Origin of the sequence: Flavimarina sp. Hel_I_48, from assembly GCF_000733945.1 — a bacterium.
Taxonomy (GTDB): domain Bacteria; phylum Bacteroidota; class Bacteroidia; order Flavobacteriales; family Flavobacteriaceae; genus Leeuwenhoekiella.
Genome location: NZ_JPOL01000002.1, coordinates 516,910 through 531,356, shown reverse-complemented (window position 1 = coordinate 531,356; position 14,447 = coordinate 516,910). Strand labels below are relative to the sequence as shown.

At 38.8% G+C, this 14,447-nt stretch carries 9 protein-coding genes; 3 read left to right on the top strand and 6 right to left on the bottom strand.

The window, feature by feature from the left end; all coding sequences use genetic code 11:
- The first annotated feature begins 489 nt into the window (after positions 1-489).
- A complete protein-coding gene (locus P162_RS02420; RefSeq protein ID WP_031425603.1) occupies positions 490-1,569 on the top strand; it encodes a 3-oxoacyl-ACP synthase III family protein in 1,080 nt (359 codons plus the stop codon).
- 89 nt (positions 1,570-1,658) lie between these two features.
- Here P162_RS02420 and P162_RS02415 read toward each other — a convergent pair whose 3' ends face one another.
- Genes P162_RS02415 through P162_RS02400 form a run of 4 tightly spaced genes read right to left on the bottom strand, consistent with a single transcriptional unit; the run spans position 1,659 to position 5,098 of the window.
- Positions 1,659-2,840: a THUMP-like domain-containing protein gene (locus tag P162_RS02415; RefSeq protein WP_031425601.1), complete on the bottom strand. Its 1,182-nt coding sequence runs from the start codon at positions 2,838-2,840 to the stop codon at positions 1,659-1,661.
- A 5-nt stretch (positions 2,841-2,845) separates the two neighbouring features.
- Entirely contained in the window at positions 2,846-3,940 is a 1,095-nt protein-coding gene (locus P162_RS02410) for an AI-2E family transporter (protein WP_031425600.1), read from the bottom strand.
- The gene (locus P162_RS02405; RefSeq protein ID WP_031425599.1) at positions 3,912-4,418 is read right to left on the bottom strand and encodes a TrmH family RNA methyltransferase; all 507 of its coding nucleotides are present in this window, start codon (positions 4,416-4,418) and stop codon (positions 3,912-3,914) included. The genes P162_RS02410 and P162_RS02405 overlap by 29 nt, the downstream gene beginning before the upstream one ends.
- A 26-nt stretch (positions 4,419-4,444) precedes the next feature.
- Positions 4,445-5,098: a DUF4159 domain-containing protein gene (locus tag P162_RS02400; RefSeq protein ID WP_081868361.1), complete on the bottom strand. Its 654-nt coding sequence runs from the start codon at positions 5,096-5,098 to the stop codon at positions 4,445-4,447.
- Positions 5,099-5,539: 441 nt separating this feature from the next.
- On the opposite strand from P162_RS02400, the gene P162_RS02395 reads away from it, so the two are divergent.
- Positions 5,540-8,860, top strand: a complete 3,321-nt coding sequence (locus tag P162_RS02395; RefSeq protein ID WP_051907745.1) for a choice-of-anchor Q domain-containing protein — start codon at positions 5,540-5,542, stop codon at positions 8,858-8,860.
- Positions 8,861-9,217: 357 nt separating this feature from the next.
- Positions 9,218-10,933 (top strand): RagB/SusD family nutrient uptake outer membrane protein, encoded by a 1,716-nt coding sequence (locus tag P162_RS02390; RefSeq protein ID WP_031425595.1) that lies wholly within the window; start codon positions 9,218-9,220, stop codon positions 10,931-10,933.
- A gap of 99 nt (positions 10,934-11,032) precedes the next feature.
- Here the strand turns inward: P162_RS02390 and P162_RS02385 are convergent, their stop codons facing one another.
- On the bottom strand, positions 11,033-12,955 hold the full coding sequence (locus P162_RS02385; RefSeq protein ID WP_031425594.1) for a sialate O-acetylesterase: 1,923 nt from the start codon (positions 12,953-12,955) through the stop codon (positions 11,033-11,035).
- A 10-nt stretch (positions 12,956-12,965) separates the two neighbouring features.
- Positions 12,966-14,081: a glycoside hydrolase family 43 protein gene (locus P162_RS02380; RefSeq protein WP_031425593.1), complete on the bottom strand. Its 1,116-nt coding sequence runs from the start codon at positions 14,079-14,081 to the stop codon at positions 12,966-12,968.
- Between the last annotated feature and the right edge of the window lie 366 nt (positions 14,082-14,447).

Below are 14,447 nucleotides of genomic sequence, written 5' to 3'. Positions count from 1 at the left end.
CAATTAAGAAATCCGGTTTTTTTGCGTTTAAGAATCCAAAAATTGCCGAATTGTTAATATTTACCTAAAATAAAAGGATCAATTTCAATTTAGTTTTTTATTTTTAAAGGCTGAAATTTATAAAAGCAGTCTTTTCTGCTTTAACTTTTGATTTTTTAGGTTTTGCAATGCATTAGCCAGGCTCTTATAACGTATTGTTTAGGCCTTCTTTTAAAACATAGCAAGGGTTATCCTTGAAGGATGGATAAAAAGACCTCAGATTTTCAACATGAGCAAATATATATGGTGTAGGTAATGAAAATCAGCATGTTAGACTTTATAATTCAATTTAGATACTGTAAGTTCAGCCTTTTAGTATATATGCGTAAGAAAATAAATGTACCTTCCGCATCAGGATTTTAAATAATAGCCTTAAAACAGTATAACCGTTAATTGTGTTTCCATTGAACATATAAACTCAATAGGATCAATTTTTTTTCAAATTAATGTATGAATAACCCCCTGCACAGCGTGATTACCGGAACCGGGACCTATTTGCCATCAAAAAAAATCGTCAATACTGATTTCCTGAAACATGAGTTTTATGAAACTAATGGTAGAAAATTAGATAAGGATAATCAGGATGTGATCAATAAATTTTATGAGATCACAACCATTAAAGAACGCCGGTATGTTCAGGACGATCAGGTAACTTCAGATATCGCGTTTTTAGCTGCCCAAAAGGCCATTGCAGATGCGGCTATAGATCCTGAGGAACTTGACTATATAATTGTCGCCCATAACTTTGGCGATGTAAAGCACGGGAGCAACCGTACAGATATGGTACCTGCTCTTGCCTCCCGGGTAAAATTCAGTCTTAAAATAAAAAATCCAGAATGCATAAGCTATGATCTTCCCTTTGGTTGTCCAGGTTGGTTGCAGGCCATCATACAGGCAGATTATTTTATAAAATCTGGAGATGCCAAGAAAATTCTGGTTATAGGCGCAGAAACGATTTCGCGAGTGATAGACCCGCATGACAGGGATGGTATGATTTACGCGGATGGTGCGGGAGCGACCATTCTTGAAGCGAGTACAGAAGTTGACAAAGGCCTATTAGCCCACAAAACCCGTTCAGATACGTATAGATATTCCCAAATGCTCAAAATGGCGGGCTCTTACAACGCTCAGAATGAGAAGGCAGATGATCTTTATCTCAAAATGAACGGCAGGAAGCTATACCAATATGCACTGGAAACCGTACCAAAATCCATCAAGGCCTGTCTTGAAAAATGTGGGAAAGATATACGTTCGGTCAAGAAAATTCTTATCCATCAGGCCAATGGTAAAATGGACGATGCGATCCTGGAACGGTTGTATAGTTTATACGGTATAAATGATGTTCCCTACGAAGTTATGCCCATGATCATTTCATGGACTGGAAACTCTTCGGTGGCAACGATTCCCACGCTTTTAGATCTGATATTAAAGGGAGAACTTGAGGAGCATACTATTGAAAAGGGCGACCTTGTTGTTTTTGCCTCGGTGGGTGCAGGTATGAACATCAATGCGGCTGTTTATCAATTTTAGAAACTGTTCTGCATTTTTATTTTTTGCTTTCCTTAAAAGCAGATTTGGCTTGCGTTCTATTTGATCTTAAAACCCGAATCGCAAAATACTTAAGCTTTGCTGCATTCTATTATATACTGCGCCTGGTCTTCGCAGGTAGTGAAGAAGAGATAATTGTCCCCACCCTGATTGATCTTGAAGCGCTTACGTAGTTGGGCAACACTTTCCTTAAAATTTCGCGTGGTAATATTTGCCTTCTTTCCTTTGAAAAAACTTGCCGCTTTTTTTGAGTAGGGAATAGTATTATTGACAACAAAACGCCTACCCGGAAATTCTATTAAGGCATCAGAGGTATACAGATGCGTATTAGTATGTAGTTTGTCCACTTTGTAAAAAGCGCTGATCCAGTTGAACAGGCCACTTTTCATAAGTGCTGCATTGGGTTCATAAAGATAACGCTGCGGTGGGGCAAATGTGGGTTCACTACGTAGCGCTTCATAATAATCTGCAGTGGTAGAAATAGCTGTATCTGGTGTAATATTTACCGTAAAAAGGGTGATTTTTGAAGGTAAATTGTCATTTTTTAAGATCCATAAAATCTCTTTTACTTCATTTTTTACCGCTACAATGTGTATTTCAGATACTGCCTTTAATTCGTCAAGACCCGCTTTTATGTCTAATAACGGACTTGTTTTTACCATTATTTTTTCTGCCTTGCTCAGTAAAAAATCAATATGCTCCGGCACATTCGGTTCGCAGTCTTTCAATAAAAAGACTTTAGAATTAGCATTGTCCCTACGAGAAGGATCCAGGTATATGGCGTCATAAAAAGAGGTCTGCTTTTTTAAAAAATCAATTCCATTTTGTGTGTTTAGCGAAATTGAACCGGCATCTAGCTTTTGGAAATTGTGCGCAGCAATAAAAGCCAGCTCTTCATTGATCTCACAGTAATCCACATGCTTCATTTTCTTCGAGAAAAAGTAGGAATCCACACCTAAACCGCCCGTGAGGTCGACAAGCGTATTTCCGTCTAACAATGAAGCTTTGTAAGCAGCTGCACGTTCGCTGGAGGTCTGTTCCAGATTGACTTTCTTTGGAAAAAATATCCCAGCTGTTCCGTGCCAGGAAGGCAATTTCTCTTTGGTTTTTTGAAGACCCTCTAGTTGTTGGGCGAGTTCTTGGATATTGATATCCTCAAAGGGACTTCCGGATAGGATAAAGCGGGAGAGATCTGTCTGTTCATTAGCGATCAGATAATCCTGAACTTCAGGCAAAAGTAGGTGTAAATTCAAAGGTTTTAGAGGTTTTCGGTTAACTTTTGAACAATTTTATATTCCGAAAGAAATTCTTTTGCAACAACTTTTATCGCCGTGTAAACGGGAATGGCCACAACCATGCCCACAATGCCAAAAAGCAATCCTGAAATAATAATAATAAGAAAAATTTCAAGCGGATGGGATTTTACACTGTTCCCAAAAATGAGCGGCTGATTTACAAAGTTGTCAATGAGCTGTACAATACAATAACCTACAAAAACGTATATGAGCTTGGGAAGGATAACCGACTCAAAGTCTGCCGTAAAATATCCCGAAACTACCAGTACAAGCATGACCATACCACCAATGAGTGGCCCTATATAAGGTACGACATTCAGCAGGGCGCAGAAAAGTGCGATGGCCATTGCATTCGGTATTTTAAAGCTCAACAAGATTATGGAATACAGTATAAATATAATGAGCAGTTGTAAAAATAGGCCTATAAAATAACGGGAGAGGAGGTGCTTTGTTTTATGAAAAACATGGCGAAACTTATTTTCATCACCACGGTTAGAAAGCACAAGGAAACTATTGAGCAACAACTCACTATCCTTCAAAAAGAAGAAGGATATAAATATGATCGAAAACAAACCAATAAGCATGGAACTAAGATTGCTTATCAAGCTATTTAAAAACAACGGAATGACGGAAACATCAAAGTTCTGTAAGAAAGCAGATTCGCGCAAACTTTGTATCAATGTGACCTGATCTACGCCCACAGATTGACTCAATTCTACATTGAGGCGATTAATATGATGCTTGACCTCATCAAAATTTATTTTGCTGATATGCTCGCTCTGATCTATCATGATAGGAACAAAAAGAGCAAGAATACCCACAATAAAAGCGATGACGATACATATGGTACAAACTGCCGCAAGCGAGGGGCTAAATTTGAACCTGTCTTTTAAAAATTTTGTGATAGGCCTTCCTATAAGCGAGATAACCATGGCAATCACAACAAATGCGATCACTGATTGAACTTCATAAATGAAAAGTAATAATAAGAGAATGGCAACAAGGATGCCCACAGCGCGTAATATGCCGTTAGCGATTATCTTTGACTTGATTTTCATGGGGGAGGGGTTTTGTTATTTCATAAAGTGCAATCGCGGCGGCGTGACCCACGTTCATACTGCTATTTTTACCAAACATTGTAATATGTAAAGTCTCGTCAAGGAGAAGTAAAACCTGGTTATCTATTCCATTTCTTTCACTGCCCAGAACCAGTACGGTATTTTTATTTTGTGTATTAGAATGTTGAATGGGTATACTGGTTGAGGTAATTTCAAGGCCTACCAGTTTATACTTATCCTTTTTAAGCCGAAGCAGGAGATTATTTATATTTTGATCATGTAGAATTTCTACGTTATTTTCAGCGGATCTCGAATTTCTTTTAAGTCTGTTGCTGTTTAAATTAATGGTATTTCCACAAAAAATCAACTGATGGACCCCAAAGGCATCGCAAAGCCGGATAATGGCCCCTGCATTTGCAGGACTTGTAACACGGTCGCATACCACGATTATAGAAGTAGCAGTCTTCTGTAGAACCATATCTTCATGCCTAAGCTGCCTGTATATCAATTCTCAAAAACGTATTTAATAATATTTGCACCCATTTTTAAAGCCTTTAATCGCACATCTTCTGGATCGTTGTGTACTTCTTGATTTTCCCAGCCATCCCCCAGATCGGCCTCGGTCGTATACAGCAAGACCAACCTTCCTTCTTCATAAATCCCTAACGCCAGTGGGGGTTTGCCATCATGTTCATGAATTTTTGGTAACCCATCAGGTAGCGTAAAGGCGGTATTAAAAAGTGCATGATCAGCAGGCAGTTCTTGAAGTTCTGCGTTGGGGAATAATTTTTTTAACTCTGGCCGAATGTATTGATCCATTCCGTAATTATCATCAATATATAAAAAACCACCACTAATCAGGTAATTCCGCAGATTTATCACCGCATCATCAGAAAAAAATACATTTCCGTGGCCGGTCATATGCACAAAAGGATATTGCAGGATACCAGGATCTGTACTTTTGACCGTAGGTGGTTTTGTAGCTAATTTTGTCCCGATATTTTTATTACAAAAACCGATTAGATTGGGTAGGGAGGTGGGATTGGCATACCAGTCGCCCCCGCCTTCATATTGAAGCAACGCAATTTCCTGAGCATTAGAACAAGTAAGGCTCAAAAACAACGAAAAACATACTATATACTTAAGAGTCAATTGCAAAAGTGAAGCTTAATGGAATAATGAATACAACGAAAGTAAAGATTTTATTGAGAAGATGGTATTTTTTGAAATAATACTTACAATTAGTAGTGGTTTATAAAGAGAATTTGAGACGGCTCATTCAATTCATTCTTGAAGTATGGGGTATTATATTGCCTTTATTTTTCATAAAAGCTACTTCTAAGGTTATATTCAATATTTTTAAGTATAGTCATCTCCAATTAAAGTGCAAAATCGGATCTAAAATTTAAATAGTTGATTCCGTGTATTTTATAAATAGTTGAGATAAAATAATTCTTATGAGAATTATTTAAGATAATCGGTATTTAATTGACGATTATGTGTAATTGCGTAATAATCATTGTAATATAATTAACTATAAACCAAAAACTTAAGCAATAGTAGTATCGTAAATGTTATAAGTAACCAAAAATAACAATTATGAAACAACGAACTACTTTAAGCAATTTTATCTACTGCTGTTTAACCTGTATCGCCTTTACGGTCGTAAGTCATGCACAGGTAGTGACCAGCGGGGCAGATGATGGCTCTGACGGGACACTGCGTGTTGAAATCAACGATACTCCCTCCGGCGGAACCATTACATTCTCAGTCAGTTCCATTGACCTGAATAGTGAGATCAGTATTGATAAAGATCTTACAATTACAGGAGATGTAACCATTGATGCAGGTTCAAATTCGAGAATCTTTACTATTTCTTCGGGAACCACTTCACTTAAGGATATAACACTTACCAATGGTATGGCAGACAATGGCGGTGCAGTTATGGTAGCAGGTTCAGAGCTTATGCTCGATAATGTTACCATTTCAAACAGTATTGCAAATGGAGCATCAGGTTCTGGTGGGGCTATTCTAGTAAGGGAGGGCGCTAAATTGACCGCTTTAAACTCCTCCTTTCAAAATAACCGAGCAAATCGTGCCGGGGGCGCAATAGAAGGTGATTATGGCGATCTTCTGGGTATTTCCCTTACAGACACAGATTTTACCGGTAATAACGCCGGTGTTGCTCCCGCAACGGCTGCTCCTGGAAATGGTGGTGCAATTCATATTACCGGGGCTGGTAATATCACTATCAGTGGTGGTGTATACAAAGACAATATCGCCTCTTCTGAAGGCGGTGCGCTGTGGAATGGTACTGGTATCATGAATATTGCAGATGTTCAAATTTTGAGCAATATCGCCTCAGGTAACGATGCAGATCATGGTGGTGGTGGTGTATATAATAATGGCGGCACCTTAAATATATCAGAAGATACAGAGTTCGCCGGTAATATTGCCAACGGAATTTCCGGTTCTGGAGGTGCTTTATTAAGTACGGCAGGTGCCGTTTCCCTTACTAACGTTAGGGCTGTAGGTAATGTGGCCAATCGTGCCGGTGGTGCGGTCGAAATTGTTGAAGGTAGTCTTGACATGATTATGTGTAAATTCACAAATAACCGTTTTGATACCAATAATGCAGCGCCAGGTAATGGTGGCGCACTCCATGTGAGTGGTGCAGCTACGATAAACATTCTAGGTGGTATATATAGTGGAAACAGGGCTGCACGCGATGGTGGAGCATTCTGGAATCAAGCCGGTGCGACAATGAATTTAAAGGACAGTGTTATAGTAAACCAAAGCACTGCTTCGGGGAATATGGCCAACAATGGCGGTGGCGGACTCTATAATAATGGTGGTGTGGTAACTATGGAAAACGGTATTCAGTTGTTTTTTAACCATGCAAGCGGAAGCTCAGGTTCTGGTGGGGGTATCTTAAGTAATGGCGGAACAATTACTATGGAAAACACCCATATTGCAGAAAACGATGCCAACCGTGCCGGTGCCGGAATCGAGATGATTGATGGTACATTAAATGTGATCACATCTTCTATACGTAAAAATTTCTTCGACAAAGCTGCACCTGGTAATGGAGCAGGTGTTCACATAACCGGTAGTACTGGAGTGAATTTTGAAGGTGGTAACGTCTGGGGAAATATCGCTACAAACGAAGGCGGCGGTCTTTGGAACGGAAGCGGGACCATGACCATAAATGGAACCGAATTTTACGATAATATCGCTCAGGGAAGTACCGTGGCCGATCCTTTGGAAATAAAAGGTGGAGGAGCAATTTTTGCAAACGATAACGGTATATTGGTAATAAACGGAGATACAAATTTTCATGATAATTATGCCACAGGAAATGGTGGATCTGGTGGTGGTGTCCTTATGGCGGTAAATACGAGCCTTACCATTAAGGGTACTGAAGGTAATCCGGTAGTATTTACAAATAACGCAGCAAACCGTGCTGGTGGAGCCATTGAGGACTGGTCTTTGGATACTTCAATAACCAAAATCGATTTTACAGACTTTACCGGTAACAGTGCGGGAGTTTCCATAGATGGTTTTTCAGCTACTGCAGCTCCGGGTAATGGAGGTGCAATTCACATTACTGGAAACGGAAGCATAGAAACCAACAATACTAGCGCTAACGGTAATTTTGCTGCCGCCGAAGGTGGTGCTTACTGGAATAGTACCGGGACAATGACTGTTTATACCAGTATGTTTAGTAACAACATCGCGAGTGGTGATGATTCAACTAACGGTGGTGGTGCTTTATTTAACAATGGAGGCACACTCAACGTCTGGTACTCTGATATTATGAACAATAAAGCTGATGGTGCTTCTGGTTCTGGTGGTGGTATTCAAAATGTAGCAGGAGGTAATTTAACAGTCAATTCAACTACAATCTCTGGTAACGAAGCTATGCGCGCCGGTGGTGGTATAGAGGATAATTCTTCAGAAAATATAGGTACCGTAAGGCTTATGGAAGTTACCCTTGATGATAACAGTACAGCGTCTGCTCCAGGCAATGGTGGCGCATTACATATCACTGGCCCTGGTAATTCCTGGATCGAAGGGACAACAGTTAGCAATAATTACGCTTCAAATCAAGGAGGTGGTCTATGGAATGGCGCAGGAACTATGGATATTAGAAGAAGCACTATTTCTGGAAATAATACGGATGGTACTGGTGGTGGAATTTATAATCTTGCCGGATCCCTTTTTGCAAATGTTGTGACCATAGCATTTAATGATGCTGGGGGTATAGGTGGTGGAATTGATACTCCGGAAGGAAGTACAAGTACTCTTAGAAATACAATTGTTGCTATGAATAGCGCTTCTTCTGGAATGGATGTAGCTAACACGGGTACTTATGTTTCCAGTGATTACAATTTAATCGGTCAGGATGATACAGATATTTTTCCTGCAAAGTCCAATGATCTGGTTGGTACTGCAGAAAGTCCTGTTGATCCTATGTTAGAAGCACTAGCTGATAATGGTGGACCTACGATGACGCATGCCCTTAATCAAGGTTCTGCAGCATATAATGCTGGTAATCCTAATGATTCTGATCTTGATCAGCGCGGTGAGGCGGTATTTGGAGGGAGAAGGGATATAGGTGCTTTTGAGGCACAAATGACCTTAGGTGTTGATGACGTAATTGCAGCTTCACTAAGTAAAAGTGTTCTTTACCCAAATCCATCAAGAGGAGGAACGGTTCAACTGAATATTCCTGCAACAGTTACTTCTAAAGTGAATATTTCGATTATAGAAATAGGATCTGGTAAAACAGTCCTTTCACAAGAGGGAGTATCTGGAATCAATGAATTGAATGTAAATTCCCTAACTACGGGAACATACATAGTTCGTTTAGTAACCGGCAACACCGTAGAATCATTGAAAATGGTTTTGGGCAGATAGTCCTTAAAATATAAATTAGAAAAAGCCCCATTTATCGCGAGATAAATGGGGCTTTTTAGTTTTCATTAATAAATTCCATTTCTTAAAAGCATCATTTTAAAATTTCAGATTTAAAAATTAATTAGCGACTCTCAAAAAAAGTCAACCGTTGAAATTAACTAAGCGAATATTAAAAAACTGAAGGTTATCCAACTAATTTTTTATTAGTTAAAAAATTAAAAATCCTTGTAGGACAATATATGTCGTTGTAAAGCTATATTTTTAAAATTATTATAATATTACTGTTAATTTGAAATGGGAAAGTTATTCTGTTTGATCAATTTATTCTTTACTTTAAACATGTTAAAATAATCATTTATGATACGCAGATTGAGTTTCCTATTTTTTACGTTATTCCTAATTTCAGCGTGTACTAACGATGATGATAACCCGGACACAGAAGAAAATAGCACCAGCTTAACAATTAGAATTATAGATGGTGATAAAGACCCTGTACCTAATATAGAGATCTATACTGAACCTAAAACGCAAACCCTAAGAACCAACTCAAAAGGTATTGTGCGGTTTGTTAACATTAGTCCAGGTACTTATACTGTTTTTATGAATGTATCTGATTATTATAGTTTTGAGGTGGAGGTTGAAGTTAGATTAGATGAAGATAACTTTTTGGAATTTAGTACATTAGATATTGATCCCGTAGAAGAGAGCCCGCTTGATTTTGGGGAGTTTTTGAGTAATGTTTACGCAAACCTTCAGGAGATATATAAGCCGCATTATTTTGTAAATACATGGGGGGATATAGGTGCAGATATGATCTATGTAAATCCGAACGCGGCTGATCCTATGATGGATAGATATTCTTTTGACTCTAATAATTCCATAATAAGTCTTATTTGGGATGAACATTATAACCAGATCAACGATATCAATTATGGTTTAAATAAATTGTATGAAACTCGAGCAGAGAAACCGGAATCCCAACTGGAAGTTTTTGAATCAGAATTACGCTTTTTACGCGCTCTTCTCTATTTTAACCTCGTTAAAAGGTTCGGTAATCCTTTGATCGCAGAATATTCAGGAACTCTTGACTATGATCCCTCTGCTACTATTCAAGGAGGGAATGAGTTGTATGATTTAATTATAAGTGATCTTCTTTTCGCACAAGATTATTTACCACCGTTTGAACAGGCAGATAAAGCGTCGTTAGAAGCAGCGCAGGCTTTATTGGGTAAGGTGTACTTACAATCGGCCGGTTTTCCGCTCAAAAGAGTTGAGAATTATGCAAAGGCTCTTGAACAACTTAATAAAATAGAGGCTAGTTTTGAGTTGGAAAACAATTATGCGTCTATTTTCAATCGAGGAAATACAAACGGTAATGAAATAATTTTTAAAATAGAATTTGAAGAAAGTAATGAGCACAATACTTATGGTAACTACTGGGGGCCACAAGGTACCGTGCTCCACGATATTTTACTTCTTAATCAAGATTATATATTCTCTTATCTTACAGAAGAAGAGCAATTTGAACAACCTGTAACCTTTCCCATTGATCTTAAAGATTCGCGTTTTTATACCAATATCGCTACCTTCAAGTTGGTTAATGGGGAAGAGGTAAATGCTGAAGCGCTAGTAGACTGGCGTCCCTATAAATTTTTTGATTCAGCTGCTGGCAATTCGGGAGTTTTAGATTTTCCAGTATTGCGTTATGCAGATATTCTACTCATGATCGCCGAAGCCGAAAATAGGGTAAATGGTCCAACCATGAAAGCCTATGATGCAGTAAATGAAGTAAGGAGAAGAGCTTATGGCAGTACATCATATGATTTGCCGGCCAATTTAACGACCACAGAATTTTTGGAAGCTGTACTTTCAGAGCGAAAGAAGGAATTGAGTCACGAGGGGCATCGTAAAGACGATTTGATTCGGACAGAAAATCTAGCGGATATCATTGCTGCATTTAATGAAGACAACCCGAACTATCAAAGAAATTTTGAAGATTATAAATACATATGGCCCATACCGCAGAGAGATATATCAATCAATCCATATATTAAACAGAATCCGGGGTACTAATGTATTAGTTCTTTTTTTATATGTTTTTATGCGATTTTAAAATAAAATTTAAATTGTTTTTAGAGTCTATAGAAAATTACTGAATTTGTATAGTTTATTCTACCAGTTATCTGTCCTAAAAGGTGAGGCAGGAAACCCTTCTTTGTTATAAATATTAGCTCCTTCGGGATTATCTGCCCAGCCGTAGCGTACGGCCACGGGATTTTTAATTGCCGGGCTACTGACTAATATTTTATCGTCCTTAATAACGGCATCTGCCCAGATGAATTTTTGATCTTCGCCCGCAATCGCAAAATAACCGGGTTTACCGTTTTTTGCCATAAGGCCACTACCGGTGTTTTTAAAACGAATTATGATCGTATCTCCCTCAATTTCCATAGAATCATAAAGCGGACTTCCAGCAACTACATTTTTGCCGTGTGCTACATGCTTTGCAGCCTGCGCGAGACGATCGCCTACATCTTTTTTGTTCAAAGGATGAATATCGTTGCCCTCTCCAATGTCTATGGTAACTGCCATTCCGGTATGGGGAACTGCAAGTGTTCTCCGTTGGGCATCCCGCAAACGTGCCCAGTTGCTATCTCCCGGCTCTTCTTTTGTAGCCATAAAATTGGCCAACTGTACGAACAAGAATGGAAATTCTGGTGCGTTCCATTTGCTGCGCCAATCTTCAATTAAAGTGGTAAACAATTCTTGATATTCTGCTGGTGTATCCGCATTTGATTCTCCCTGATACCAGATAACACCCTTTAAATTCATTGAGGTAAATGGAGCGATCATCGCGTTGTAAAGTCCTTCAGGTTTCCAGCGTATAAAAGTTTGTCCTTGAAGAAAGGGCATTTCAGATCCAAGTTTATAATGCCATTTACCACGAAGATCGATTTCTTGTTCATCCATTACAAGCTTATATGGTTTTTCTTCAACGAAACCGCCTTTTCCGGACTCGTTTAGTACACGAACGGTTATCGTATTTTTTCCATCTCGTAAAATTCCTGCCGGAATTTCATAGCGTCGTGGCGGATATTGATACGTGGTATTCCCTATAAAAGTGTCGTTTACAAAAATGGAATCTGCATCAACAATGCGCCCCATGAGTAATTTTATAGGTCTATTTAGCCATTTTTTAGGTATTTCTACCTGTTTTTTAAACCAAACCGAACCGTTTTTGTCGCCAATTTCTGTCGCTGCCCAATAGCCGGGGATATTCATTATTTTCCAACCTGAGAAATCAAAGTCGGCTGACTTCCAGTTATTAATGATTCCCTGATCAGTATCATTCAATGTTTTATACCAGGTATCACGGCGCGTCTGGTCGCTTTGCTCAATAGAATCGATTAAGTCGTTGTCTTTGAACCTTTCAGCTTCAGTATAATATTCAGGAAACTTTTTCAAACCTTCTTCACTAATCCATGCTTCTGCCGGTGAACCGCCCAGACTTGAATTGATAAGGCCAATCGGTACTTGCAACTCGGCATTTAGGTTTTTTGCGAAGAAATAAGCCACAGCAGAAAAATTTTCAATGGTCTCTGGAGTAACTTTTTCCCATTTACCAAAGGTAATATCTTGCTTTTCCTCCTTAAAATCATAGGTTTTTGGCACTTCAAAATAGCGTATTTCGGCATTATTTGCACTCGCAATTTCATCTTCATATAAAGGGCTTACCCTAGACATGGGCAGCTCCATATTGGACTGGCCAGAACACAGCCAGACGTCACCAAATACAACATCATTTAGCGTTATTGTATTACTTGCAGATAACGCTATTGTGTACGGGCCTCCGGCAGGAGTAGCATCTAGCTTTAACTTCCAGTTACCTTCACTGTCTGCCCTTGTGGTGTAGTTCTTCTCGGCAAAAACAATGCTAATCACTTCCTGTGGCTTTGACCAGCCCCAGAGATTTACGGGAGTATCCCGTTGCAAAACCATTCCGTCAGAAACTAATTTTGGCAGTTTGATCTGGGCACTGGATACGCTAAATACGCACTGTAGCGCTATAAACAGTAATAAGTTGATTTTTTTCAAAGGAAATGTTTTATGGATTTTCTACCTTGGCATCAATAGTCTGTATGGAACCGTCATCGTTATAATGAAGTTCGGTCATTTTTACGCTGCGCAAATAGGTTTTTCCTTTTGAAAGGGAACTGTCATGAAAGAAAAGGTACCATTTACCATTATACTCTACGATAGAGTGGTGGTTTGTCCAACCCAGCACCGGCTTCAATAGCACACCTTGATATGTAAATGGACCATAGGGGTTATCTCCGGTAGCATAGACGATGTTGTGTGTATCACCGGTTGAATATGAAAAGTAGTATTTATCCTTGTATTTATGAACCCAGGCCGCTTCAAAAAAGCGTCTGTCATTGTCCCCCGTGGTCAGTTCTTTTCCATTCTCATCGAGAATTATAACGTCTTTTGGAGTTTCTGCAAAACTTAGCAGATCATCGCCCATTTTTGCAACTTTGGGATGTAATGCGGGAGCATCGTCAGCAGGATAGGTGTCTTCTTTGCTATATTCTCCAGAAGACCAACGCTGTAGCTGGCCGCCCCAGATCCCGCCAAAATACATGTAATACTCTCCGTCAGTATCCTCAAAAACTGCCGGATCTATGCTAAAACTGCCTTTTATGGGCTCTTTTTCGGCAGTAAAGGGACCTTGTGGGTTCTTGCTTGTAGCTACGCCCATTCTAAATATACTGTCCTTATCCTTAGCTGGGAAAAATAAGTAATAGGTTCCATCTTTTTCAGCGGCATCGGGCGCCCAGAGTTGCATTTTTGCCCACGGTACGTCTGGAAGATCCAGTGCGATACCATGATCTATAACTTCACCGCCTACGCTATCCATGGAATATACGTGATAATCTTTCATCGCAAAGTGGCTGCCCAAATCATCCTCTGGAATTCCCGAATCGTAATCATGGGAAGGATACACATAGAGTTTGTCATTAAATACATGGGCAGAGGGATCTGCTGTGTACAAATCTGTTGCCAGGGGACCTTTGATGGTATTTTCATTCTTTTCTTCAGCAGTTTGCTTTTCGTCTGATTCTACGGAATCTTTATCTGTGTTATTTTTGCAGCTGATAATTGAACATAATAAGCTGAAAATTAGAAGTTTGTCAAGAAAGCTATTTTTTTTCTGAATCATTTTTGGAATTTATTTTGAGTGTTAGTTTTTTGCATTTATAAATTATACCTTTTAGGTAGCTAATATATTGAAAAAAATATCAATCGTTTTCTTAAATTTAAATATTACGTATTCAGCTTATATAGAGCCTAATATGTGGAAGTTAAATTTAAGGAATTCTAATTTTTCTCAAACTATTGAAAATTTATAACAATCGATTGCTTTGGTATAGGCGTTTTTATTAAGATTCCGCCACCATATATGTTTGGTAAGATTGTTATAATCTGACAATTGGTTCGCTTCACTATTATTTTAAAAGTAAAAAATCGCTATGTTTTAGTCCAAATTTATTCAGTTTTGATGACGATGATAAAGCTGTCACATGAA